Origin of the sequence: Bradyrhizobium sp., assembly GCF_016213215.1 — a bacterium.
GTDB lineage: Bacteria > Pseudomonadota > Alphaproteobacteria > Rhizobiales > Xanthobacteraceae > Bradyrhizobium.
This window is the reverse complement of sequence record NZ_JACRAW010000027.1, coordinates 15,258-39,519: the sequence shown is the minus strand read 5'-3', so window position 1 is coordinate 39,519 and position 24,262 is coordinate 15,258. Positions and strand designations below refer to the sequence as shown.

24 protein-coding genes and 1 tRNA gene are annotated in these 24,262 nt (G+C 64.3%); 11 read left to right on the top strand and 14 right to left on the bottom strand.

The window, feature by feature from the left end:
* Positions 1 to 204 precede the first annotated feature (204 nt).
* The 4 genes from HY852_RS06930 to HY852_RS06915 form a co-directional block, all read right to left on the bottom strand.
* Positions 205 to 906, bottom strand: coding sequence for an LptA/OstA family protein (locus tag HY852_RS06930; RefSeq protein WP_291603656.1), 702 nt, complete (start codon positions 904 to 906; stop codon positions 205 to 207).
* Positions 903 to 1,631, bottom strand: coding sequence for an LPS export ABC transporter periplasmic protein LptC (lptC, locus tag HY852_RS06925; protein ID WP_291603655.1), 729 nt, complete (start codon positions 1,629 to 1,631; stop codon positions 903 to 905). Before lptC ends, HY852_RS06930 begins: the two co-directional genes overlap by 4 nt.
* Before the next feature lie 160 nt (positions 1,632 to 1,791).
* On the bottom strand, positions 1,792 to 2,406 hold the full coding sequence (locus tag HY852_RS06920) for a ribonuclease H-like domain-containing protein (RefSeq protein WP_291603653.1): 615 nt from the start codon (positions 2,404 to 2,406) through the stop codon (positions 1,792 to 1,794).
* A 290-nt stretch (positions 2,407 to 2,696) separates the two neighbouring features.
* Positions 2,697 to 2,783, bottom strand: a tRNA-Leu gene (locus tag HY852_RS06915).
* Between the two features lie 135 nt (positions 2,784 to 2,918).
* Between HY852_RS06915 and HY852_RS06910 the strand changes: the two genes are divergently transcribed.
* On the top strand, positions 2,919 to 3,887 hold the full coding sequence (locus HY852_RS06910; protein ID WP_291603652.1) for a complex I NDUFA9 subunit family protein: 969 nt from the start codon (positions 2,919 to 2,921) through the stop codon (positions 3,885 to 3,887).
* A gap of 102 nt (positions 3,888 to 3,989) precedes the next feature.
* Here HY852_RS06910 and HY852_RS06905 read toward each other — a convergent pair whose 3' ends face one another.
* A complete protein-coding gene (locus tag HY852_RS06905; RefSeq protein ID WP_291603651.1) occupies positions 3,990 to 4,793 on the bottom strand; it encodes an undecaprenyl-diphosphate phosphatase in 804 nt (267 codons plus the stop codon).
* A 171-nt stretch (positions 4,794 to 4,964) separates the two neighbouring features.
* Between HY852_RS06905 and HY852_RS06900 the strand changes: the two genes are divergently transcribed.
* The 3 genes from HY852_RS06900 (at position 4,965) to HY852_RS06890 (ending at position 7,771) form a co-directional block, all read left to right on the top strand.
* Positions 4,965 to 5,657 carry a glutathione S-transferase family protein gene (locus tag HY852_RS06900; protein WP_291603650.1) on the top strand — a complete coding sequence of 231 codons (693 nt, stop codon included), beginning with the start codon at positions 4,965 to 4,967 and terminating at the stop codon, positions 5,655 to 5,657.
* The gene (gene queG / locus HY852_RS06895) at positions 5,606 to 6,802 is read left to right on the top strand and encodes a tRNA epoxyqueuosine(34) reductase QueG (RefSeq protein ID WP_291603649.1); all 1,197 of its coding nucleotides are present in this window, start codon (positions 5,606 to 5,608) and stop codon (positions 6,800 to 6,802) included. Before HY852_RS06900 ends, queG begins: the two co-directional genes overlap by 52 nt.
* Before the next feature lie 171 nt (positions 6,803 to 6,973).
* Positions 6,974 to 7,771, top strand: coding sequence for a thioesterase family protein (locus HY852_RS06890; RefSeq protein WP_291603648.1), 798 nt, complete (start codon positions 6,974 to 6,976; stop codon positions 7,769 to 7,771).
* Positions 7,772 to 7,878: 107 nt separating this feature from the next.
* Here HY852_RS06890 and HY852_RS06885 read toward each other — a convergent pair whose 3' ends face one another.
* Both HY852_RS06885 and HY852_RS06880 read right to left on the bottom strand, forming a co-directional pair.
* Complete coding sequence (locus HY852_RS06885; protein WP_291603647.1) at positions 7,879 to 8,346, bottom strand: nuclear transport factor 2 family protein; 468 nt, start codon at positions 8,344 to 8,346, stop codon at positions 7,879 to 7,881.
* 57 nt (positions 8,347 to 8,403) lie between these two features.
* Complete coding sequence (locus HY852_RS06880) at positions 8,404 to 9,195, bottom strand: alpha/beta hydrolase (protein ID WP_291603645.1); 792 nt, start codon at positions 9,193 to 9,195, stop codon at positions 8,404 to 8,406.
* Between the two features lie 246 nt (positions 9,196 to 9,441).
* Between HY852_RS06880 and infC the strand changes: the two genes are divergently transcribed.
* Entirely contained in the window at positions 9,442 to 9,981 is a 540-nt protein-coding gene (infC, locus tag HY852_RS06875) for a translation initiation factor IF-3 (RefSeq protein ID WP_291603676.1), read from the top strand.
* A gap of 85 nt (positions 9,982 to 10,066) precedes the next feature.
* Here infC and HY852_RS06870 read toward each other — a convergent pair whose 3' ends face one another.
* The gene (locus HY852_RS06870) at positions 10,067 to 10,486 is read right to left on the bottom strand and encodes a hypothetical protein (RefSeq protein ID WP_291603644.1); all 420 of its coding nucleotides are present in this window, start codon (positions 10,484 to 10,486) and stop codon (positions 10,067 to 10,069) included.
* Positions 10,487 to 10,751: 265 nt separating this feature from the next.
* Between HY852_RS06870 and rpmI the strand changes: the two genes are divergently transcribed.
* Both rpmI and rplT read left to right on the top strand, forming a co-directional pair.
* Entirely contained in the window at positions 10,752 to 10,952 is a 201-nt protein-coding gene (gene rpmI / locus HY852_RS06865) for a 50S ribosomal protein L35 (protein ID WP_029585522.1), read from the top strand.
* 82 nt (positions 10,953 to 11,034) lie between these two features.
* Positions 11,035 to 11,394 (top strand): 50S ribosomal protein L20, encoded by a 360-nt coding sequence (gene rplT / locus HY852_RS06860; RefSeq protein WP_291603643.1) that lies wholly within the window; start codon positions 11,035 to 11,037, stop codon positions 11,392 to 11,394.
* A 37-nt stretch (positions 11,395 to 11,431) separates the two neighbouring features.
* On the opposite strand, the gene HY852_RS06855 is transcribed toward rplT, so the two are convergent.
* Positions 11,432 to 11,839, bottom strand: coding sequence for a hypothetical protein (locus HY852_RS06855; protein WP_291603642.1), 408 nt, complete (start codon positions 11,837 to 11,839; stop codon positions 11,432 to 11,434).
* Positions 11,840 to 11,987: 148 nt separating this feature from the next.
* Between HY852_RS06855 and pheS the strand changes: the two genes are divergently transcribed.
* The 3 genes from pheS to pheT all read left to right on the top strand — a co-directional run bounded on the left by pheS (position 11,988) and on the right by pheT (position 16,041).
* Positions 11,988 to 13,070, top strand: a complete 1,083-nt coding sequence (gene pheS / locus HY852_RS06850) for a phenylalanine--tRNA ligase subunit alpha (RefSeq protein ID WP_291603641.1) — start codon at positions 11,988 to 11,990, stop codon at positions 13,068 to 13,070.
* Positions 13,071 to 13,192: 122 nt separating this feature from the next.
* Positions 13,193 to 13,636, top strand: coding sequence for an endonuclease domain-containing protein (locus tag HY852_RS06845; RefSeq protein ID WP_291603640.1), 444 nt, complete (start codon positions 13,193 to 13,195; stop codon positions 13,634 to 13,636).
* Positions 13,633 to 16,041, top strand: coding sequence for a phenylalanine--tRNA ligase subunit beta (gene pheT / locus HY852_RS06840; RefSeq protein WP_291603639.1), 2,409 nt, complete (start codon positions 13,633 to 13,635; stop codon positions 16,039 to 16,041). The genes HY852_RS06845 and pheT overlap by 4 nt, the downstream gene beginning before the upstream one ends.
* Positions 16,042 to 16,047: 6 nt before the next feature.
* On the opposite strand, the gene HY852_RS06835 is transcribed toward pheT, so the two are convergent.
* Together HY852_RS06835 and HY852_RS06830 are read right to left on the bottom strand one after the other, a co-directional pair.
* A complete protein-coding gene (locus tag HY852_RS06835; RefSeq protein ID WP_291603638.1) occupies positions 16,048 to 16,758 on the bottom strand; it encodes an adenine nucleotide alpha hydrolase in 711 nt (236 codons plus the stop codon).
* Positions 16,758 to 18,173, bottom strand: a complete 1,416-nt coding sequence (locus HY852_RS06830; protein ID WP_291603637.1) for an FAD-dependent oxidoreductase — start codon at positions 18,171 to 18,173, stop codon at positions 16,758 to 16,760. Before HY852_RS06830 ends, HY852_RS06835 begins: the two co-directional genes overlap by 1 nt.
* 186 nt (positions 18,174 to 18,359) lie before the next feature.
* Here HY852_RS06830 and HY852_RS06825 point away from each other — a divergent pair, with 186 nt between their 5' ends.
* Entirely contained in the window at positions 18,360 to 19,265 is a 906-nt protein-coding gene (locus tag HY852_RS06825) for a YiiX/YebB-like N1pC/P60 family cysteine hydrolase (protein ID WP_291603636.1), read from the top strand.
* Positions 19,266 to 19,280: 15 nt separating this feature from the next.
* On the opposite strand, the gene HY852_RS06820 is transcribed toward HY852_RS06825, so the two are convergent.
* The 3 genes from HY852_RS06820 to HY852_RS06810 are packed head-to-tail and all read right to left on the bottom strand — an operon-like array spanning position 19,281 to position 24,252.
* Positions 19,281 to 22,433 (bottom strand): CusA/CzcA family heavy metal efflux RND transporter, encoded by a 3,153-nt coding sequence (locus HY852_RS06820; RefSeq protein ID WP_291603635.1) that lies wholly within the window; start codon positions 22,431 to 22,433, stop codon positions 19,281 to 19,283.
* Positions 22,430 to 23,848 (bottom strand): efflux RND transporter periplasmic adaptor subunit, encoded by a 1,419-nt coding sequence (locus HY852_RS06815; protein ID WP_291603633.1) that lies wholly within the window; start codon positions 23,846 to 23,848, stop codon positions 22,430 to 22,432. The genes HY852_RS06820 and HY852_RS06815 overlap by 4 nt, the downstream gene beginning before the upstream one ends.
* Positions 23,845 to 24,252 carry a FixH family protein gene (locus HY852_RS06810; RefSeq protein ID WP_291603632.1) on the bottom strand — a complete coding sequence of 136 codons (408 nt, stop codon included), beginning with the start codon at positions 24,250 to 24,252 and terminating at the stop codon, positions 23,845 to 23,847. Before HY852_RS06810 ends, HY852_RS06815 begins: the two co-directional genes overlap by 4 nt.
* Between the last annotated feature and the right edge of the window lie 10 nt (positions 24,253 to 24,262).

Here is a 24,262-nt window from a genome sequence, read left to right as displayed (position 1 = left end):
TTCGCTTCTGCCTTTCACGGTGATCCCGCGACGCGCTGCGACATGATTCGCCGGCGCAGCATGAATGAATGGATGTTCCTTGCCCAGCGAAACACCCGTAATCCCTAAGCGGCGGATCCCGCTGCCGAGCCCACGGGGGTAGATACAGGCTTGTCGGCACGGCTTCAACCTCCGCCCGCCCGCCGAACACCCAAGATATTGATATTATTTGGGTTTGCTCGACCCGAAGGATGGCAGCGGCGATCCGCCGCCTGACTTGGATGAACCGCAATCCTGGCCTTGCATGAAAAGGCCCTGAACCTTGCCGCTGTCGGATTCGACCCGCGAGACGCCGCTCGTCATGTCGACGAACAGCCGGTCGCCCCGCAGCACGTTCTTGCACTGCGTCAGGACGACGCCTCCCAGCATGCTAATCAGGTTGGTCCGGGTGTCGAACACGGCGGTCTCGCCGGTGACGACCTGATCCTTCTGGGTGACCACGACGTTGCCGCGTGCCTCCAGCCGCTTGATCGACGAGCTGCCGGTCGGCCCCGGGCTCGCCGACTGCATCGGCGCCCCCTTGCCACCCTTGGCATTGGCCGGCGGCGCGGCGGCGGGGGAAGGGCTCGAATCGTAGAACACCACGAGCGTCTTCGAGGTCATGGTGGTGTCACCCTGCACCACCTTCACGTTGCCCGAGAAGGTCGCCTCCTTCTTCTTGTCGCGCATTTCAAGCGAGGCGGCTTCGATCTGGATGGGCTGATCTCGGTTTTGCGTGAAGCCCTGCATCGCGTTCGGCACGCCTTGCATCGCGCTTTGCGCGCAGGCGCCATCTGCCGAAGCGAGCGCGAGGCCGAACAATGCCGCGCCCACGCCAAAGGCGAGGCGTCGCGTGGAAAGGTTGCGAGGAGTCGCCATGATGGTCATTTGGAGGACTTGTTGGAGGGACGCGTCTTGGCCGGTTGTGCCGGCTCGGCCGGCGCCTCGGGCTGGCCCGGCGTCGCCTGACTAAGGTTTTCGAGCTGCATGACGACGTTGCCTTCGAACCTGATGACGTCGCCGCCATCCGTGATCTTCAGGCGATCGGACGACAGGGTGCCATTGATCAGCTTGACGTCGACATGTTCGTCGGATGTGACCGTGCCCTTGGCCATGTCCACGACAGCCTGACTCAGGCGCGCTTCATAGCCGGTCGTCGTGCGCAGGATGATATTTTTCCGCAGCTCCAGAACCTGCTGCTTGCTGTCGAACACGCCGGTGCGGGATTCGAGGGTGAGGGTCGACTGGTCCTGCATCAGGAGCTTCGAGCGCATGGCCTTGAGCTCGACATGGTTTGGATCGGTGATGTCCTGGGTCGCTGTGGCAGCCCACAGCTCGTAAGGCCGCTGATCGGGCGTGTAGCCGGACAGATGGGGCGATTCCATCGTGATCTTCGTTCCGGAGACGACGAGATTTCCGGCATCTATGGGAAGCTTGGGCATCAGCATCCGGAACGGATTGAAGATCGATACGCCGACGATGGCGGCCATGGCCAACAGCACCGCTGCCGGGACCGCGACCCTGAGCAGCCGCACAAGACGGCTGTGACGCTCCGCACTGGCAAAGCGTGCCTCAAGGCCGGCATCAAACGTTGGGTTCTGGGCCGAGTTCACCGCTGCTCCGAAAGGCCGAATGGCGCGATTGTACCCGGCATTGCCGGATTATGCAGCCCGCGACAGTGGTTAGGAGTGTGTCCGAAACGGGGCAGGCGGCACCCAGCCAAAGCCCCGCGCGACCGCCAGGGAGCGGCGATCGGGCGTGCCCGGCCGCACCTCACGAATGGGAGAAGATGTCCTCGGCTTCCCAGCCCTGCAGGTCGAGCCTGGCCCGCGTCGGCAGGAAATCGAAGCAGGCCTTCGCCAACTCGCTGCGTCCCTCGCGCAGCAGCATGGCGTCCAGCCGCTCGCGCAGCGCATGCAGGTGCAGAACGTCCGAAGCGGCGTAGGCGAGCTGCGGCTCGCTCAGGCTTTCCGAGCCCCAATCGCTCGACTGTTGCTGCTTGGAGAGATCGACATTGAGCAACTCGCGCACGAGATCCTTCAGCCCATGGCGATCGGTATAGGTGCGACCCAGGCGCGAGGCGATCTTGGTGCAGTAGATCGGCTGCGCCATGACTCCGAAGGCCTGATACAGCGCCGCGATGTCGAAGCGCGCGTAGTGGAAGATCTTGGTGATCGCCTGGTTGGCGAGCAGCGCCTTCAGGTTCGGCGCATCGGTGTGGCCCTTGGGGATCTGCACCACGTCCGCGCTGCCGTCGCCGTTCGACAGTTGCACGACGCAAAGCCGGTCGCGATGCGGATGGAGACCCATGGTCTCGGTGTCGATGGCCACCGATTCGGTATAGCGGGACAAATCGGGCAGGTCGCCGCGATGCAGGCGTACGGTCATGACTTCAAGCCTCGTCGAATCGATGTGGCGCCCAAGCTAGCGCCCGCGACCCAAGCTGGCGAGGGCCGGGGCTGAAGGATGGGGAGGGGAGGGGCCGAATCGGAATGGCTGACGCGGATGCGGCCCGGGGCGTGAATAACTCCAGGTGAGATCTCAAGTGTGGCCCGATGCGAGCTCCTGTCAGGAAGCCCGCACGTCTCGTCCCGGTCCTTACCACCGACCTGGTTTGGAGCCGGATCCGGCGTTTCATCCCGGAATCGGCACCCCGATCAGCCATGGACAAAGAAAAGTGGTGCCCAGGAAAGGACTCGAACCTTCACGGCCGTGAAGCCACTGGCACCTGAAGCCAGCGCGTCTACCAATTCCGCCACCTGGGCATGGGGCCGGTTACTACGGATCGGTTGCGCGCTTGTCAAATTGGTCTGTGAAGGGCGGATTGCGCATCGCAAATCCGGTGGATACAAGCGGTCCCGGCGCAGCTTCCGGCAGGAATAGACCCCAGGAACAGAACCATGGCATCGAATCTGGACACTCTCGTCACGGTTTTCGGCGGATCGGGGTTTCTGGGCAGGAGCGTCGTCCGCGCGCTGTGCAAGCGCGACTACCGGGTCCGTGTCGCCGTGCGGCGGCCGGAACTCGCCGGCCACCTGCAGCCGCTCGGCCGGGTCGGCCAGGTCCATGCGGTGCAGACCAATCTGCGGTACCCGGCTTCCGTCGACGCGGCGATGCGGGATTCGCATGTCGCGATCAACCTGGTCGGCATTCTCGCCGAAGGTGGCGCGCAGACTTTCGACGCCGTGCAAGGGAAGGGGGCCGAAACGGTGGCGAAGGCAGCCTCCGCCGTCGGCGCCTGCATGGTGCATGTCTCCGCGCTGGGCGCCGACGAGAACTCGGCTTCAAGCTACGCCCGGGCCAAGGCCGCGGGGGAAAAGGCGGTGCTGGCGGCCGCACCTTCCGCAACGATCTTCCGCCCCTCGGTGATTTTCGGGCCCGGCGACCAGTTCACCAACCGCTTTGCGGCGCTGGCGCGCATTTCGCCGGTGCTGCCGCTGATCGGCGGCGGCGCCACGAAGATGCAGCCGGTCTATGTCGGGGACGTCGCCACGGCAATTGCCGATGCGGTCGACGGCAAGACCCGGGAGGGAGCGACCTACGAGCTCGGCGGCCCGCAAGTGCTGACCTTCCGCGAGATCATCGAGATTATCCTCGCGATCACGGAGCGGAACCGCATGCTGGTTTCGCTGCCGTTCTGGCTTGCCAAATTCCAGGCCCTCTTCCTGCAATTCGCCCCCGGCGCGCTCAAGCTGACGCCGGACCAGGTGATGCTGCTGAAGTCCGACAACGTGGTGTCCGAGGCGGCAAAGGCCGCCGGCCTGACGCTGGAGGGACTGGGGATTACGCCTGATTCGCTGGAGGCGATTGCCCCGCAATATCTCTGGCGCTTCCGCACGGCCGGCCAGTTCCACCGCAAGAACGCCTAAGGCGCGCCGGCGCCGTGCAGACCAGGACGCATTGGACGCACACGTCGGGCGCGCTTCGCTTCGCCCGCCCTACAGCACCCGCCTGACGCGTTCCCGAGAGCGTTACCACCCCAGCGCCAGCGCGATCAGGCCGAGCGTGCCCACGATCACGCGCCACCAGGCGAACAGCACGAAGCTGTGCCGTGTGACGTATTGCAGGAACGTCTTCACCACGATCATGGCGGTGATGAAAGAGACGACGAACCCGATCGCCACGATGCCGAGGTGGTCCATCGTCATCTCGCCGCGGTTCTTGTAGAAATCATAGACGAAGGCGCCGAGCATGGTGGGAATCGCGAGAAAGAAGGAAAACTCCGCAGCGGCGCGCCTGTCCGTGCCCAGCAGCATCGCCGAGACGATGGTCGCGCCGGACCGTGACACGCCCGGTATCATGGCGACGCATTGAGCGATTCCGATATAGAGATAGGTGAGAAGCGGAAGCCGCGTGGCGTCATGCTCGCGCGGCTTGAGATCGAGCTGGTCGACCCACAGAAGAATTGCCCCGCCGACGATCAGCGAGAAGCACACGACCCATGGGTTGAACAGGAACTCCTTGATATGCTTTCCGGCGATCAAGCCGACAAGCACAGCGGGTACAAAGGCAACGAGCACACCGATCACAAAACGCCGATCGTCCGGATTGCCGAACACGCCGATTGCGACCCGCGACAGCTTGACGAAATACAGCGCGACAATCGCAAGAATTGCGCCGAGCTGAATCAGAATATCGAAGCTCTTCCAGAAACTATCCTCGCCCAGGCCGAAGAACCGGCCCGCCAGCAATAGATGACCGGTCGAGGAAACAGGCAGGAACTCCGTGACACCCTCGACGATGCCGAGGATCACGGCTCGCAATACGTCTGACATATTTAGGGTCCATTTCGACCGGAAAAGCGGGGCTCTTCTCGCCTATTCGTCCCGTTGCCGCAATCGCAAAATGCCCAAACAAGAGGTTGCCTCACCCCTCCGGACGACTAGTGTGGCGCCGGGTCAGGCATTGATGGACCCTTAAATACCGCAAGCATAATCAAAGGCTGCATGTTCACGCTGTTTCATCACTCGTTCTGTCCGCATTCGCGCTTCGTCCGCCTCATTCTTGGCGAATACGGGCTCGATTTGCGGCTGACTGAAGAACGCGCCTGGGAGCGGCGAGAGGCGTTCCTCGCCCTCAATCCGGCGGGCACGACGCCCGTCCTGGTGACCGAGGGCCAGCCCGCAATCCCGGGCCCGGGCGTGATCGCCGAATATATCGACGACGCCCATGGCGCGGAGATGGGCAACAAACGTCTCATGCCGACAGGCATCAGTGAGCGCATCGAGGTGCGCCGGCTGATGGCCTGGTTCAACGAGAAATTCTTCGAAGAGGCCTCCCATCCGCTGGTCAACGAGCGCATCTACAAGCGTTTCATGAGCGAACAGCACGGCGGCGGAGCGCCGTCGGCAGACATACTTCGCGCGGCGAAGTCCAATGTGCGCTATCATCTGGCCTATATCGGCTGGCTGGCGCGGACGCGGAACTTCCTGGCCGGGGACCGCCTGACCTATGCGGACCTCGCCGCCGCCGCGCATCTTTCGGCGATCGACTATCTGGGCGATGTGCCATGGATCGAGGACGAGGCGGCAAAGGCGTGGTACGCGCGGGTGAAGTCCCGCCCGTCGTTCCGTCCGCTGCTCAGCGAATGGCTGGCGGGCGTACCGGCGTCGCCGACCTATGTGGACCTCGATTTCTGAAGCCCGGCACTGACCTTCCAGCCACTGAGTTCAGGACGGCGCTGTCGCATCCGGCGCGATCGCTCGGCTTGGACTGCATCGGCATCACCGAGCCGAACGCGATCGCGGGCGCCGCGACGCATTTCCGCGAATTCATCGCCTCCGGCGCGCATGGCGACATGGACTGGCTTGCCGCCGGCCCCGGACGCCGCGAGAGCCCGCGCGGCCTTTGGCCTGACGTGCGCTCGGTGATCATGCTCGGCGTCAATTACGGTCCCGATCACGATCCGCTCGCCATCCTGAAAGAGCGAACGCGGGGCGCGATCTCTGTTTACGCGCAAGGCGACGACTATCACGAACTGATCAAGAAGAATCTCAAGGCGCTGGCGCGCTGGCTGGTCGCGACAAGGCCGTGTCAGGTGAAGGTGTTCATCGACACCGCCGCCGTCATGGAGAAGCCGCTGGCACAGGCGGCGGGCTTGGGCTGGCAGGGCAAGCACACCAACCTCGTCTCGCGCGAGTTCGGCTCGTGGCTGTTCCTGGGCGCGATCTTCACCACGCTCGACCTGCCGCGCGACGAGCCCGATACAGATCATTGCGGCACCTGCCGCGCCTGCCTCGACGCCTGCCCGACGTCAGCCTTTTCCGCCCCCTACAAGCTCGATGCGCGGCGCTGCATCTCCTATCTCACGATCGAGAGCAGGGGCGCGATCCCGCGCGAATTCCGCAAAGCGATCGGCAACCGCATCTATGGCTGCGACGACTGCCTCGCCGTATGCCCCTGGAACAAGTTCGCGCAAGAGGGGCGCGAGACAAGGCTCGCCGCGCGCGAGGAATTGCGCGCGCCATCCCTTGCCGAACTTGCGCAGCTGGATGATGCCGCTTTCCGCGCGCTGTTCACCAGGTCCGCGGTCAAGCGCATCGGCCGCGACCGGTTTGTTCGAAACGTGCTGATCGCGATCGGCAATTCCGGCGATCGCTTGCTTGCTCAGCAGGCACGGCCGCTGCTCGACGATGCAAGCCCGCTGGTCCGCGGCGCGGCGGTGTGGGCGATGTCGCAACTGACCTCGAGCGAAGAGTTCGAGGCGATGAAAGCGAGCGCGATGTCGGTCGAGGGTAACGAAAGCGTTCGTGAAGAGTGGCGCCTCGCAGACGCCGTTGAGTGATCCTCAGCCTGAGGAGCTTGCGAAGCAAGCGAAGGGTGAGGCCGCTTGGGGCCTCACGGTTCTGCCGGCGATGCGCAGCATCGTCCGGAGACGGCGCTTGCGCGCCTCCTCACCGTGAGGATCAGCACCACCCTTGATTTCCCCGCGCGGATTCCTTCAAGCTCGCGCGTCATGAAAAACCAGCCCTTCTTCATCCGCGACCACGACATCTTCCGCCCGACGGAAATCGCCAATGGTCCCTGGGACCACAAATCGCTGCACGGCCGCGTCATCATCGGTCTCCTCGCCTTTGTGATCGAGGAGCGTCACGGCGCTGCCGATTTTGTGCCGGCACGCCTGACGGTCGACATGTTTCGCCTGCCGACCATCGATGCCCCCATCGAGGTGACCACGCGCCTGGTGCGGGACGGCTTGCGCATCCGCGTCGTGGAAGCGGAATTCCTTTCCGGCGGCGTGAGTATGGCGCGCGCCTCCTGTCAGCTGTTGCGCAAGACGCAGAACCCGCAGGGGCGGATCTGGTCACCGCCTAACTGGGACGCGCCGAAGCCTGCAGACATTCCGCCGCCGACCGATCCGCGGCTCGGCATGCACGGCAAGTGGGCGACCCGGCCGATCGTCGGTCACATGGGCTCACTCGGACCGAGACGCCTGTGGATGAGCGAAGTGCGCGAACTGGTCGACGGCTCCCCGCCGACGCCGTTCGTGCGCGTCGCGGTCGCCGCCGACTTCGCCAGCCCCTTCGCCAATGCGGGCGAGGAGGGTCTCGGCTTCATCAACAGCGATGTCACGCTGTATCTGCACCGTTTGCCGGTGAAGGAATGGATCGGCTTCGAGGTGGTGAACCATCATTCGACCGACGGCGTTGCGATCGGCGAATGCTGGCTGTACGACGAGGAAGGACCGATCGGAACGTCAACGGTCGCCGCACTGTCGCAGCGCAAACCGATGCCGAACCCGTCGAAAAGATAGGTCGGGCCGCTCCTTTATCCGTTCGTCATTCCGGGCCTGCGCCTTGCGGCGCATCCCGGAATGACGAATTCGGGAGAGAGCATGCGCCGGAACGACGGAGAAACGCCTCACACCAAGTGCCTCTGCATCTCCGGCCGTGCTTTCAGCGCGGCGCCTTGCTTGGCGAAAATCTTCGCCATCCGCTCCGGCGCGAAGTTCATGTCGACAAACCCCGTCGCGGTGTTGGCGACCTCGTGATATTCGGCGATCTTTGCCTCGCGCAGCTTCATGATCGCGACGCCCTCGAACATCGCCCGCGCTCCCTTAGCTTCCGGCAGCGCCGAGCGGTAACTGAAGGTGTAGCGCGCATAAAGCGTTTTGCCGTCCGAGACCGGCTCGTGCATGTCCCAGCGAAAATCGCTTGCCGTGCGGTAGAACCAGTCATCGATCATTTCGGCGATCCTGGCGCGGCCTTCGAACGCACCGTAGAACACGTCATGATAGATGCCGTCCGCGGTGAACAGGTCCGCGAAGGCTTTGCCGTTGCGCTGCTCGACGGCCGCGCAGAAGGCATCGAGCATGGCTTTGATGTCCATGGCGCTTTCTCCCGATCTTGTCATGGTGGCGCATGATTAGATGAGCTCCGAAAGAGTTCACCCCATCTCCGCGACGGCGGCAAGGAGACGCGCGATGTCCTGCGGCCGCGACAGGCGGTGGTCGCCGTCCTGGATCATGGTCAGCACCACGTCTTCCGCCGGCAACCGGTGCGCCAGCGCGAACGCGTGCTGCCACGGCACGTCCGGATCCTGCGCGCCTTGCAGGATGCGGACCGGGCATCCGACATCGATCGATCCACCGAGCAGAAGATGGTTGCGACCTTCCTCGATCAGGTTCCGCGTAATCGGGTAGGGCGAGCCGTCGTCATACTGCGATGGCCTGAGCCAGACCCCCTTGGTCTCGATCTCCTTCTTCACCTCGGCCGGAAAGCCCTTCCACATCAGCTCCTCGGTGAAATCAGGTGCCGGCGCGATCAGGACGAGCCCGGCCAGCGACCCCTTGCCGCGCCGTTTCTGAATTTCGCGCGCCAGGAGCAACGCCATCCAGCCGCCCATCGAAGACCCGATCACGACCTGCGGGCCTGAACAAAACTCCTCGAAGACCGCAACGCTCTCTTCCAGCCATCGTCCGATGGTCCCGTCGACGAAGTCGCCGCCCGATTCGCCGTGTCCGGAATAGTCGAACCGGACGCAGGCGCGGCCGTGTTCCTTGGCCCAGGCGTCGAGCGCCAGCGCCTTGGTGCCCTGCATGTCGGATTTGAAGCCGCCGAGCCAGAACAGCCCCGGACCTTTGCCGGCGCGGGCGCGTACCGCGATACTTCGCGCCGAACTGCCCTGGCCCACCTCGAAGAGCACGAAGCTCTCACCATCACCGGAAAGATCTGTCATGGAACGTTTACTCTAGCTCGGTTGTTTGGGCCGGCGCGGCCAATCGGCGGGGATCATCGGGCCCAGGGCGGCTCTCGATGCTTGCGGAACACGAACAGGGTGTCTATGTCGAGGGCCGTGTCGGTGGGCGTGACCAAATTGCCTCTCATTTGAGGGTTTTTTCGCAAGCGCGCGTGCGAGTTGCTTGCCCGTCAAGCCATCTTCCTTCAAACTGTCTGCTTCGTTCACAACTTTGGAGAACTAACCATTCGCCGTCCCAATAGAGCCCCGCCCACTGCCGCCAAAGATGGGCCGCGCACCAATGACGAGATCCGGAATGCGCAGATCCAGCTGATCGATCAGACCGGTCAAAACCTGGGCACCGTCGAAACCGTAGTGGCCATCAGGATGGCCCAGGAAGCCGGCATGGATCTGGTCGAAATTTCGCCGAATACGAGCATTCCCGTCTGCAAGATCATGGATTACGGGAAGTACAAGTATTCGGCGCAGAAGAAGGCTGCCGAAGCCCGCAAACGCCAGAAGACCGTCGAAATCAAGGAGATCAAGCTCCGGCCGATGATCGACGATCACGACTACGAAGTGAAAATGCGCGCGATGCAGCGTTTCTTCGAAGAGGGTGACAAGGTCAAGATCACGCTGCGCTATCGCGGCCGCGAAATGGCGCACCAGGAGATCGGCACCAAGCTCCTGGACAAGATCAAGAATGACGTCGCCAACCTCGCCAAGGTCGAGCAGGACGCCAGGTTCGAGGGCCGCCAGGTCGTTATGGTGCTGGCCCCGCGCTAGCGCCGATCCCGCGTCAAGGGGACAAACGGTAAAGGACGGCCCGTCAGGCAATCTGGCGGGTCGTTTTCGCGGTGGGGAGCTGTGGTCACGTCCTCGTCGCCTGCCAGGTTCCGCTGCACCGATCGCCGGAAATGATTCCGCGCCAGGCGCCGGCACCTACGCCGCGCCCAAGCCGGCCACCCCCACTCGCCCGCGACTTGCCCACGGAGACGCGGACGGAGACGCTGCCGGCGCGACTGACGAGACCCTGCACCCTGCCGCCGCCGGCCGATGAGACGCGGCCGCCCCTCACCGTGAACGGCACGCTGTAACCCGAGCTGCAATTGCCGCGCGTGGTGGCGAAAACCACGTTCCAGACGCCATCGTAGGGACCTGCCGCCCTGATCGTTCTGGCGTGACCAGGCCCGGGGGCGGCGATGATCAGGGCCGCCAGCAGCGGTAGCCAGGGCCACAGGCGCGGGCGGGACACGACAACAGGGATGGTCGATCGCGGGAAAGCGGTCATGTTCTTACTCCTCGAGGCTGGCGCGTCGGCGGGCTCAACCGCGGTCCCGATGCCCGCGTTCCACGGTTCATCGTTGCCAATTGGCCTGTCCTCTGCCATAAGCGCAGCCTTCATCGCCCGGCTGAATAGGGCTGCCGTGGCGATGCCTGTGCGGGTTTCCTTGCTGAATGCAAGAACCTGAGCATATTCAACGCTCTAACGAGCATTTTAGCCGATTGGACCGCCCTCGCGGGCAGTTTCCTGTTGCGGCATGAAGGAGAGCCAAATGCCCAAGCTGAAGACCAAGTCGGGCGCCAAAAAGCGCTTCAAGGTGACTGCCACCGGCAAAGTGATGCACGCCCAGCGCGGCAAGCGTCACGGCATGATCAAGCGGACGAAGAAGCAGATCCGTCAGCTCCGCGGTACCCGCGTGCTGTTCAAGACCGACGGCGACAATATCAAGAAGTATTTCTTGCCGAACGCCTGATCGCGTCCGTTTTCGATCGCCATAGCCGGCCGCGTTCGCGCGGCAATCCCGTCAGCCATTCTGTTTTTCGAAGGATTTCGTCATGTCTCGCGTCAAACGCGGTGTGACCGCCCACGCCAAGCACAAGAAAGTCTACAAGGCCGCAAAGGGTTTTTACGGCCGCCGCAAGAACACGATCCGCGCCGCCAAGCCGGCGGTGGAGAAGGCCGGGCAGTACGCGTTCCGTGATCGCAAGCGCAAGAAGCGGACCATGCGCGCCCTATGGATCCAGCGCCTCAATGCCGCCGTTCGGCCGTTCGGCCTGACCTACAGCCGATTTATCGACGGTCTCTCCAAGTCGGGAATCACGGTCGACCGCAAGGTGCTGTCGGACCTTGCCATCCGGGAACCGGTGGCGTTCCAGGCGATCGCCGAGAAGGCCAAGGCGGCGCTGGCAGCCTGAGCCAGCACTGGCGGTCCCGGGCACGAGGGGCTGGGCCCTAGTGGCCCGCCGTGAGCGCCTGGCGCGAATAGCGCTGGGCCACCTCCGCCCGGCAGAACGCCGTGAACGAGACGTACATGGTACCTTCCTCGTTCCGGTATTTCCGGTCGCACACCCTGAGCTCACGCTGATAGGTCAGCTTCCGCGGCGCCTTCAGGTGGTCGAGAAAGTCCGCTTCGCATTTCTTCTCGACCACGGCGCCGAACTGGGCATCGCCGCTCGCGCTGTATTCGCAGGCCTCGAGCAGCTTCATCGCGCGCTCGCAGTTGGGAGCGTCCTTCAGTATCGCGACGATTTCGTCCGTGGCAGTGGTTTTGGCCGGGCATTCACTGGTTGTAGCCCGGGCGGCACCCGCGAGCAGAGCCAGGGACAGAATCGAGCCGGCCAGACAGGAAGTAAAACGCATCACTCATTCCTTCGGCTTCATCTTGGTGGCGTCGATGCCGGAGGCGGTTCAAGAGCCCTTCGCCGAACCGGATTTCCCGCTTTTGCCTTGACGTTTTGACCCGGCTGCGGCCACAACCCGGCGGCCCTTTGGAAGAGAAGATTTGACCGTGTCCGACCTCGCAATGCTGGAAAAATCCATCCTCGAACAGATCGCAACCGCCGGCGACGAAGCCGCGCTGGAGGCGGTACGTGTGTCCTCCCTGGGCAAGAAAGGGGCGATTTCTGCCCTGCTCGCCACGCTCGGCAAGATGTCGCCGGACGAGCGCAAGACGCAGGGCGCGGCCATCAACCAGGCCAAGGACAAGGTCACCCAGGCGCTCGCCGAACGGCGAGAGGTTCTGAAATCCGCGGCGCTGGACGCGCGGCTCAAGCTGGAGACGATCGACGTCACCCTGCCGGCGCGCGAGCCACCGGCCGAGGCGGGGCGCATCCATCCGCTCAGCCAGGTTTGGGACGAGCTCACGACCATTTTCGCCGACATGGGATTTTCGGTCGCCGAAGGTCCCGATATCGAGACCGACGACTACAATTTCACCAAGCTGAACTTCCCGGTCGGGCATCCGGCGCGCGAGATGCACGACACGTTCTTCTTCCCTCCGAAGGAAGACGGCTCGCGCATGCTTCTGCGCACTCACACTTCGCCGGTGCAGGTGCGCACCATGCTGAGCCAGAAGCCGCCGATCCGCGTCATCTGTCCGGGCCGCACCTATCGCATCGATTCGGACGCGACGCATACGCCGCAGTTCCACCAGGTCGAAGGCCTCGTGATCGACAAGGAGTCGCATCTCGGTCACCTCAAATGGATCCTGCACGAGTTCTGCAAGGCATTCTTCGAGGTCGATCACATCAACATGCGGTTTCGGCCCTCGTTCTTCCCCTTCACCGAGCCCTCGCTCGAGGTCGACATTCAGTGCCGGCGCGACAAGGGCGAGATCCGCTTCGGCGAGGGCGAGGACTGGCTGGAGATCCTGGGCTGCGGCATGGTGCATCCGAACGTGCTGCGTGCCTGCGGCATCGATCCGGACGAGTACCAGGGTTTCGCGTGGGGCATGGGCATCGACCGCATCGCCATGCTGAAATACGGCATGAACGATCTCAGGCAGCTGTTCGATAGCGACGTACGCTGGCTCTCGCATTACGGCTTCAAGCCGCTCGACGTCCCGACGCTTGCCGGAGGGTTGAGCTCGTGAGGTTGGCGGTCGCACCAGATCTCCGCAAGGTTACGATCACTCCAGCGCCGGGACTGGTCGAACTCCCTCTCCCGCTTGCGGGGGAGGGCCGGGGTGGGGGTTTCTCCGCGTCGGAGGTCGTGATGGACGAGCAAAAGCCCACCTGGAAGGTCTCCTCCAAGCTTCGCGCAAACGCGCGTGCGCTCAGACGAAATTCCACCAATGCCGAAAGAATTCTTTGGTCAGAGCTGCGCGATCACCGCCTGGACGGGGCCGGTTTTCGCCGCCAAGTATCCATCGAGAGTTACGTCGCCGATTTTGTCTGCCATGCCGCAAGGCTCGTAATCGAACTCGACGGCGGACAACATTTCTCTGATGAAGCCGAGCGAGCAGACGCCGTACGTTCTGCCGTAATTGAAGCAAAGGGCTTCAAGGTTATGCGGTTCAATAACCACGACGTCATGACAAACCGCGTCGGCGTTCTCGAAACAATTGCCACCGCGATCGCGGAGAGAACCCCCACCCTGACCCTCCCCCGCAAGCGGGGGAGGGAAATGGAAGCAATCGTGGAGAAGAAGCAGCCATGAAATTCACGCTTTCCTGGCTGAAGGACCATCTCGACACCGACGAGCCGGTCGAAAAGCTCGCCGACAAGCTCACCATGATCGGGCTCGAGGTCGAGAACCTCGAGGACAAGGCGAAGGCGCTGAAGCCTTTCACGATTGCCAGGGTGATCTCTGCCGAGCAGCATCCCAACGCCGACCGCCTGCGCGTCTGCATGGTCGACACCGGAAACGGTGCGGCGCCGGTGCAGGTCGTGTGCGGCGCGCCGAACGCGCGCGCCGGCCTCGTCAGCGTGTTCTCGCCGCCCGGGACCTACATCCCCGGCAAGAACATCACGCTTTCCGTCGGCACCATCCGCGGCGTCGAGAGCCGCGGCATGCTGTGCTCGGCGGCCGAGCTGCAGATTTCCGATGATCACGATGGCATCATGGAGCTGCCCGCCGATGCGCCGATCGGCGTGGCGTATGCCGAATGGGCGGGGCTCGGCGATCCCGTGTTCGAGATCAATCTGACGCCCAACCGGCAGGACTGCACCGGCGTGCACGGTGTTGCGCGCGACCTTGCCGCTGCCGACATGGGCAGGTTCAAAGATCCCGGCATCAAGCCGGTCAAGGGCGAATTCCCCTGTCCGGTGAAGGTGACGATCGAAGATCCGAAGCTCTGCCCCGGCTTTGCGCTGCGGCTGGTGCGCGGCGTCAGGAACGGTCCGTCGCCGCAATGGCTTCAGCAGCGACTGACCGCGATCGGGCTCAGGCCCATCAACGCGCTGGTCGATATCACCAACTTCATGACCTATGACCGGGCGCGGCCCCTGCACGTGTTCGACGCGGGCAAGGTGAAGGGCAATCTCCTCGTTCGCCATGCCCGCGACGGCGAGCAGCTGCTCGCGCTCGACGGCCGCACCTACACCTTCGACGGCAGCATGTGCGTCATCTCCGACGACCACGGCGTGGAATCGCTTGCCGGCATCATGGGCGGCGAGGCTTCCGGATGCGACGAAAACACCACCGACGTGCTGATCGAATCGGCGCTGTGGAACGAAATCAACATTGCCCAGACCGGCCGCAAGCTCGGCATCAATTCCGACGCCCGCTATCGCTTCGAGCGCGGCGTCGATCCGGCGTTCATGGTACCGGGACTTGAGCTCGCCACGCGTCTGGTCATGGAGATGTGCGGCGGCGCGCCGTCTGACAACGTCGTGGCCGGCAATCCCTTCCCCGACGACCGGGTGATCGATTTCCCGCTCCCCGAGGTCAGGCGGCTGGCCGGCATCGACGTATCGGCCGCGGAGATGAAGCGCATTCTCTCCCACCTCGGCTTCATGATGGCCGGCAACGGACTGGTGGTGAAAATCGCCGTTCCCTCCTGGCGCTCCGACGTGCACGGCAAGGCCGACATCGTCGAAGAAATCGTACGCATGGTCGGCGTCGACAAGGTGGCGATGACCCCGTTCGGGCGGGGCGAGGACGCACGCAAGCCGGTACTGACGCCGCTCCAGCTCCGCACCCGCCGCGCCAAGCGCGCGCTGGCGACGCGCGGCATGGTCGAGGCGGTGACATGGTCCTTCATCTCGAAGGCCGCGGCGCAGCTGTTCGGCGGTGGCCAGCACGCGCTCGAGCTTGCCAATCCGATCGCCTCCGACCAGAGCGACATGCGACCGACCCTGCTGGCCGGCCTGATCGCGGCCGCCCAGGTCAATGCCGACCGCGGCCTTGGCGATGTCGCGCTGTTCGAGGTCGGCCAGGTGTTCAAGGGCGACCGTCCGCACGACCAGCTGGTGGCCGCGGCCGGGATCCGCCGCGGCTTTGCCGCCGCGGAAGGTCTGGGCCGGCACTGGTCCGGCTCACACACCGCCGACGCGTTCGACGCCAAGGCGGATGCGCTCGCGGTGCTCGCGGCGGCCGGCGCGCCGATGCAGGCGCTGCAGATCGTGCCCGGCGGCCCCGACTGGCTGCATCCGGGACGCTCCGGCACCATCCAGATCGGACCGCAAAACGTGCTCGGCTATTTCGGCGAGATGCATCCGCGCGCGCTCGAAGCATTGCGCGCGGACGGTCCGTTGATGGCGTTCGAGGTGATCCTCGACCGCATTCCCGAAGCCAAGAAGAAGGCGACCCGCGCCAAGCCCGCGCTCGAACTGTCCGCGTTCCAGCCGGTGTCGCGCGATTTCGCCTTCATCGTCGACCGCACTGTCAAGGCCGGCGATATCGTCCGCGCCGCGCAAGGAGCGGACAAGAAGCTGATCACGGGCGTGACGGTGTTCGACGTCTATGAAGGCAAGGGCATCGAGGACGGCAGGAAGTCGATCGCAATCGAGGTGACGATCCAACCGCGCGAGAAGACGCTTACCGATCAGGAGATCGAGGCGGTTGCGGCCAAGATCGTCGCCGAGGTGACGAAGAAGACCGGCGGCACCTTGCGCGGATAAGCGTAATCATCGGCCTGCCCGCGCTGGATGGGGTGCAGCGGCAATGCCGCTGTCCAGCACCAGATCGCAATAGGCATAGCCGTCGCGAGTCACGCGCTCCGTCGGCACGACCGGCAACCGATGCGTGAACATCGGGCCTGCGACCACGCAGGTGTGGAATTCGCCGTTCTCGCCGCAGGGATCGATGCCCTCGGGTAGATCCGCCAGCAGTTGCATATCGAACCTGCGACCGGCGAAGTCGGCCGGCAGCTTCTTCAGATCGACGGTGGCGAGATAAGCTTCGAGCCCGCTTTCGATCATCGCACGCGCCAGCGGCACCGTTGGCCTGTTCCAGAGCGGAAACACCGGCGTAATGCCCGAGCCGTTGAGCTTCTGCTCGCGATAGGCCCTGATCTCCTGGAGGAAAAGATCGCCGAAAATGACGTGGGTAATGCCGTCGGCGACGGCCCGCGCGATCACTTCGCCCATGCGCACCTCATAGACATCATTTGGGCAAGGGTAGGGGATCGACACGACGATCTGGCGCAGGCCGGCGGCCTCGCACTGCGCCCGCAGGATTTCCTGGCGCACGCCGTGGATCGAGACCCGGTCGAACGTCTCCGTCACCGTCGTCAGCGCGCCGATGACCTCGAAGTCGCCGGCGCGACGTACCTCAACCAGCGAAAACGCGCTGTCCTTGCCGCTCGACCAGGAGATCAATGCCTTCGGCTTCGCCATCAGCGGGGCGGCGAGGCTTGCGTCCGCGCCGGGCGGGATCGGCGGGTCGACTGCGTGGGCACTTCGTCCGGCTCAGCGGATTTCACGGCGCCGATCCGGCGCAATACGGCATCCGCGGCGCGCTCGCCGCTCTCCCACGCACCGTCGACCGTCCCCCACAGCATTTCATGCGTCGCTTCGCCTGCCAGAAACAGGCTGCCGACCGGCTCGGCCAGGATCCGTCGTGACGGCTGTCCGCCCGGGGAAGCCGCCGACAAGGCGCCCATGACGAAAGGCGCGGCATTCCAGCGCGTCGCGCTGGTCTTCTTCACTGCGCTAGCAATGTCGCTGCCGAACAGCCTGGTCAGCCATTCCCTCGCGAACGCGACCATCGCCTGTTCGCCCTGGCCCGAAAGGTCGCGGCCGAACGAGCCGCCCACATCCACCGTGCACAGCGAGGATCCGCCGACGTTGGCAAGCAGCAGCCCGGTGCGGTTCGAATTGCTCTGTTCGATGATGACGTCGTCGCGGGCCAGCCCGAGCGGATTTCCGGGCAGCTCGAGGGCAATGTGGTCGTAGCTGCCGAGGCTGAGCCTGGCCGCGGCATCGAGCGTGCGCTTGGGGATATCGGGCGCGAATTTGATGACGCCCGAGGTGAGCACGTTCGTCGAGACCGTGATGATGGCGGCGCGCGCGGCGATCTTGCCGGCCCCCGTCTCGACGCTGACGTCGCGCTTGCTCCAAGCGATGCGGCTCGCCGGTGTTGCCAGCACGACCGGCACCTGCTGCCCGAGTTTTGCAATCAGCGTGCCGAGTCCCTGCCGGCAGAAGATCATGGCGTTACGGTCCTGGGCGCGCACCTTGTCCATGGCGGAGAACTCTTTCAGCTCCTTGCCGGCAAAGCTTGGGCCGAGCACGAACTCGGCGGTACCGGTCCAATCGCCGAGATCCTTCGGCAGCGCGGACGCGCAGGAGGTGTCTAGCTTGCCGCGCGTCGCCTCGTCGATGGCGCGATTGGCGCGCACCAGCGCTGCCAGAAACTGCTCGGTTTCGCCGGCGCGCGCATTGCGGCGGCCGATTCGGATCTTCTGGCCGGAAGGCGCCGGAAGCACGTCAAGCCCGGCGTTGCGGCCGAGCCTGATTATCGGATTGCTGTCGGGATTGTGCATCCAGCGCGCGCCGCGATCGAACGGCGCATCGAAGGTCGTGGTATCCGTGATGCAGCGCCCGCCTATCTGGCTGGATGCCTCGATCACCACGACCCTGCGATTGGCTGCCATGATACGCCGCGCCGCGGCGATGCCGGCGGCGCCGGCGCCGATCACGACGACATCCACCTCGCGCGGCAGGGGTGCGGCCCAGGCGGCACGGCTGAGCGGCGGGGCGGCCGCCAATGCCACGGACGCCGAGAGAAAGCTGCGGCGCGTGATTGTCATGTCATGGTTTCCGGGGCTTGAGACTGCCAGGAACAGCCTGTGAATCTTGCCGCATCTCATGCCACGCGGCAACTATCATGGTGAATCAATCATGATTGATCCCACCAAACGATGAACCGAATTGAAAGGGCTGTCGGCCATGATAAAGGAGGAAAAACAGCCGCAAAGGCGGTGGGAGAGTCCGACGTGGGGTCCGTGCTCGATACGATCGGCAAGCTGATTGCCCGGTACCTTGAGAAGGAGGTGCCGGGTTACGAGCCGTTCACGCCGAGCGATCCGGAACATCTGCGGGGCATCATCGAGCCGGGCGACGTGCTGCTGGTCGAGGGCAACAACCGTATTTCCGGCATCATCAAATATCTGACGCAGTCGACCTGGTCGCATGCCGCGCTGTTCGTCGGTCCCATCGACGGCGCCGCGGAGGCGGACGGCGAGCCGCATGTTCTGATCGAGGCCAACATCGGCGAGGGCGTCGCCACCGCCCCGCTATCGAAATACTTTCCCTATCACACCCGCGTCTGCCGCCCGGTCGGGCTGTCGTTTGAAGACCGCCACACGGTCTGTCGCTATGCGATCAACCGGGTCGGCTTCGGTTACGATACCAAGAACATCGTGGACCTGGCGCGCTACCTGTTTCCGCTGCCGGTGCCGCAGCGCTGGCGCCGACGCCTGATCGCGTTCGGCTCGGGCGATCCCACCAAGATGATCTGCTCGGCGCTCATCGCACAGGCGTTCGACTGCGTGCGCTATCCGATCCTGCCCAAGATCACGCGTGCCGGCACCCGCCGGGCCAAGCGCGAGATCCTGCACATCCGCGATTCATCGCTTTATATGCCGCGCGATTTCGACATCTCGCCCTATTTCGAAGTCGTGAAACCAACCATCGTGCATGGTTTCGACTACACTGCCTTGCACTGGGCCGACAAGCAGAAGCCGCTCGAGGAGGTGGCGGGCGAATTCGGTGTGTTTCCAGAAGCGCTCGGTTCGCCGCCGCTTGTTCCTGAAGAGACTGACGAGACGACGCCGGTTCCGGCTTGGGTTCCGGTTCAAGAAGTGACACCGACGCCGAGCGCGCGCCTGCGCGGTCGATAGCCTCGTTTTGCACCGTTAGGCCGCCTGCGCAAGCTCGGCCGATTTCTTTCGCACCGCAACGCGGATCCTGCGCTCCTGCACGAGCCCGTAGATCGCCGGGATCACGATCAGCGTCAGCAACGTCGATGATAGCATGCCTCCGATCATCGGCACCGCGATACGCTGCATGATCTCCGAGCCGGTACCGGTGCTCCACATGATCGGCAGCAGGCCAGCCATGATCGCAACCACCGTCATCATCTTGGGCCGCACCCGCTCCACCGCGCCTTCCATGATGGCGGCATAGAGGTCCTTGCGCGAGGGCGAGCGGTCCTCCGCCGCACATCGCGCCATGGCCGCCGCCCAAGCATGGTCGAGATAGATCAGCATGACGACGCCGGTTTCGGCGGCGACGCCGGCAAGCGCAATGAAGCCGACCACCACGGCAACCGACAGGTTGAAGCCGAGCCACCACATCATCCACAGGCCGCCGACCAGGGCGAAGGGCAGCGACAGCATCACGATCAGGGTCTCGGTGATGGAGCGGAAGTTGAGGTAGAGCAGCAGGAAGATGATCAGCAGCGTCACCGGCACGACGATCTTGAGCCGCGCCATGGCGCGTTCGAGATATTCGTACTGACCGCTCCACACCACGTAATAGCCGGGCGGAAATTGAACGCCGCCCTGCACCGCCGCTTGCGCGTCGGCGACATAGCCGCCGACGTCGCGGTCGCGAATGTCGACGTAGATGTACGTCGCAAGCTGCCCGTTCTCCGTGCGGATCGACGTCGGACCGCGCGATGGCGCCACCTTTGCCACCTCTCCCAGCGGCACGGTGCCGCCGCCCGGCAGCGGCACCAGCACGTCGTTGGCGATGGCCTGCGGGTTGCTGCGCAGATCGCGCGGATAGCGCATGTTGACGGAGAAGCGCTGCCGGCCCTCGACCGTGGTGGTCACCGTCTGCCCGCCCAGCGCGGTGGCGATGACATCCTGGACGTCCTGGACCAGGAGGCCGTAACGCGCCAATGTCGCGCGGTCCGGCGTCACGTCGAGGTAGTAGCCGCCGAGGCTGCGCTCGGCGTAGGCCGAGGACGTTCCCGGCACGGTCCGTAGCACCTGCTCGATCTGCTTCGCCATCCGGTCGATCTCAACCAGATCGGTGCCGATGACCTTGACGCCGACCGGAGTGCGGATGCCGGTCGAGAGCATGTCGATGCGCGACTTGATCGGCATGGTCCAGGCATTGGACAGGCCGGGAAATTGCAGCGCGCGATCCATTTCCGCGGTCAGGCTCTCGATCGTCACGCCCTCCCGCCACTCCTGCTTCGGCTTGAGGTTGATGATGGTCTCGAACATCTCCGAGGGGGCAGGGTCGGTGGCGGTAGAGGCGCGGCCGGCCTTGCCGTAGACCGAGGCGACTTCCGGGAAGGAGCGGATGATGCGGTCCTGCATCTGCAACAGCTCCGCCGCCTTGGTCACGGAGATGCCGGGCAGGGTGGTCGGCATATAGAGCAGAGTGCCCTCGTTCAGTGTCGGCATGAACTCGCTGCCGAGCTGTCGCGCCGGCCAGATGGTGGCCGCAAGCACTCCCAACGCGAGGACGATCACCAGCACCTTGGCTCGCATGACCGCGGCAATCACCGGCCGATAGATGAAGATCAGGAATCGGTTGATCGGATTTCTGTGCTCCGGGACGATGCGGCCGCGCACGCACACCACCATCAACGCCGGCACCAGCGTCACCGAGAGCAGCGCAGCCGCCGCCATGGCGAAAGTCTTGGTGAAGGCGAGGGGACTGAACAGCCGTCCTTCCTGCGATTCCAGGGTGAAGATCGGCATGAACGAAACGGTGATGACGAGCAGGCTGAAGAACAGCGCAGGGCCGACTTCCGCCGCCGCGTCGATCAACACGGCGACGCGCGAGCGCTCGGGCCCGGCACGTTCGAGGTGCTTGTGCGCGTTCTCGATCATGACGATCGCTGCGTCGATCATGGCGCCGATCGCGATTGCGATGCCGCCCAGGCTCATGATGTTGGAGCCGAGCCCGAGCAGCTTCATCGCGCCGAACGCCATCAAAACGCCGACGGGGAGCATCAGGATCGCCACCAGCGCGCTGCGGAAATGCAGGAGGAACACGATGCACACGAGCGCGACGATAATGCTCTCCTCGAGCAGCGTGCGCTTGAGCGTCTCGATTGCTGCGTTGATGAGGTTGGAGCGGTCATAGACCGGCACGATCTCGACCGATTTCGGCAGGCTGCTTGCGATCCGCGCAAACTGCTTCTTGACGTTCTCGATCACGTCGAGGGCATTGACCGCGAAGCGCTGCAGCACGATGCCGCTCGCCACCTCGCCCTCGCCGTTCAGCTCGGTGATGCCGCGGCGCTCATCCGGGCCGAGGTCGACGCGGGCGACGTCGCGCAGCAGGACGGGCGTGCCCCTGTTGACCTTCAGCACGATGTTGCCGAGGTCGTTGATGTCTTTGACATAACCTTTGCCGCGGATGACATATTCAAATTCCGAGAGCTCGACGGTGCGGCCGCCGACGTCGGCATTGGAGGCGCGGATCGCCTCGCGCATCTTCGGCAGCGTGATGCCGAGATCGCGCATGCGCTGCGGGTCGAGGATGACGTTGTACTGGCGGACGAAGCCGCCGACGCTGGCGACCTCGGCAACTCCTTCGGCCTTGGCCAGCGCAAATCTCAGGTTCCAGTCCTGGATTGCGCGGGTATCGGCAAGGTTCAGCTCTTTCGAGATGACGGCATATTGGTAAACCCAGCCGACACCGGTAGCGTCCGGGCCGATGGTCGGTGTCACGCCGGGCGGCAGGCGCGATCCCGCACTGTTCAGGAATTCCATCACCCGCGAGCGGGCCCAGTAGATGTCGGTGCCGTCCGCGAAGATGACGTAGACGAAGGACACGCCGAAGAACGAGAAGCCGCGGACCACCTTGGAGCGCGGCACCGTCAGCATGGCCGTGGTCAGGGGATAGGTGACCTGATCCTCGATCACCTGCGGGGCCTGCCCCGGATATTCCGTATAGACGATCACCTGGGTATCGGAGAGATCGGGGATCGCATCCAGCGGCAGATGCGCCAGGGCATAGATTCCGGCCGCAGCGGCAAAGCCGGTTCCGAAGAAGACCAGCAGGAGGTTACGCGCCGACCAGGCGATGATACGCGCAATCATGGCTGTTTCCCCGCGTCCGAGTAGCCTTTGAGGGCGGCCTTGAGGTTGCTTTCGGCATCGATCAGGAAATTGGCGGAGACGACGACAGGCTCGCCTTCGGTGATTCCCTCCCGAATCTCGACATAGCCGCCGCCGCGGCTGCCGAGCCTCACTTCGCGCGGCTCGAAACGGCCTTCGCCCTTGTCGATGAACACGGCCTGCCGGTTGCCGCTGTCCAGAATCGCGCTTTCGGGCACCGCCAGCACGGGTGACGGGCTGCCGGTATCGATCGCCGCGTCCACATACCTGTCGGGCAGCAGCACCGCATCGGGGTTGGCAAGCTCGACCCTGACGCGGACGGTTCGCGTATCCTTGTTGAGCTGCGGATAGATCATGCTGATCTTCCCGCTGAAGTCGCGGCCGTGGAGGCCGCGTGCCTTGACCGCGACGGCCTGACCCACGGCGATCGACCCGAGATCGCGCTCGGACACGTCGATCAGGGCCCAGACCACGGAAGTATCAGCCACGCGGAACAAGACGTCGCCGGGCTGCGCACGCATGCCCTCGATCGCATTGCGCTCCAGCACGATGCCTTCGCGCGGCGCCGACCATTCGATACTGATCGGAACGATGCCGCTCTTCTCCATCGCCGAGATCACCGGCTCGGGAACGTCGAGGTTGACGAGGCGCTGCCGCGACCCGCGGCCGTAAGCGCCGACAGTGCCAGTGGTCTTCGAAGTGATCGTTGCGATGTATTCGGCGGCGGCCGCCGCAATTGTCGGGCTGTAGATCTCCATCAGCGGCTGGCCCTTCGCGACCCGCGCGCCGGTGGTCACATTGGCGACCTTCTGCACCCAGGTTTCCGAGCGCATCGAGATCACGGAAACACGGCGCTCATCCAGTTGGACGGAGCCGGGTGCGCGAACCGTGGTGTGGATCACGCGCGCCGCGGCCTTCTCGGCTCTGACGCCGGTGCGCTGGATCTTGCCAGGCGACAGCTTGACTGAGCTGTCGTCGTTGTCTTCGCCCTCATAGACGGGGATGTAGTCCATCCCCATGGAGTCCTTCTTGGGCACCGGCGAGGTGTCGGGCAGGCCCATGGGATTGCGATAGAACTTGATCCTGCGATCACCCGCTGCGCGGGCAGGTGGAGCGGAGGCGGCCTCAGGCTCATCCTCGAAACTCACATCCGCAGCTCGCGGCACGGGCTTGTAGTCGCGCCCGTCGGCCGTCTTCTTCGGTGCCAGCGAATAGAACGGCTTGCCGTCCGGGTCCTGGTAGTAGATCGGCTCGTCGGCCGTCTGCGCGACGGCCGCTGTCACCAGCGCGCCGCCCGCGAGGTCGTTGTCATGATGGTGCCCGCGAACACCCAGATATGCGCCGCCCGCCGCCATCAACACGACGGCCGCGACGCCAGCGGTCACGGCGCGTTTCATTTCTGCGCCGTGATGACGAGCTTGCTTTCGACAGTCCCGGTCTCGCCCTGCACCTTGGCGCCGAGCGAAAGCTGCCATCGGCCTTCCATGCCGAAGGCGGCCTTGAACCGATAGGTGCCGGGCTCCCCGCCGGCCTCGCGAACGATCTTGGTTGCCATTTCAGGCATGCCGTCGGGCGCCATGTCGAGCCGGACCGCGAAAATGACCGCGTCCGGCACCGGCTTGCCCGTCGTCTTGTTGATGAGCTGCACGGTCAAGAGCTTGTCCCGCCCGACGGCGACACTCGGATCGACCAGGCGGAATTCATAGTCCTTGATATCGGCCTTCGCGAGACTGACCGAACCGGTCATGGCGAGAGCAATGAGCGCAGCCCGCAGGGCGCGCGAGGTAGTGGGCGTCTTCATGTGAATAGTC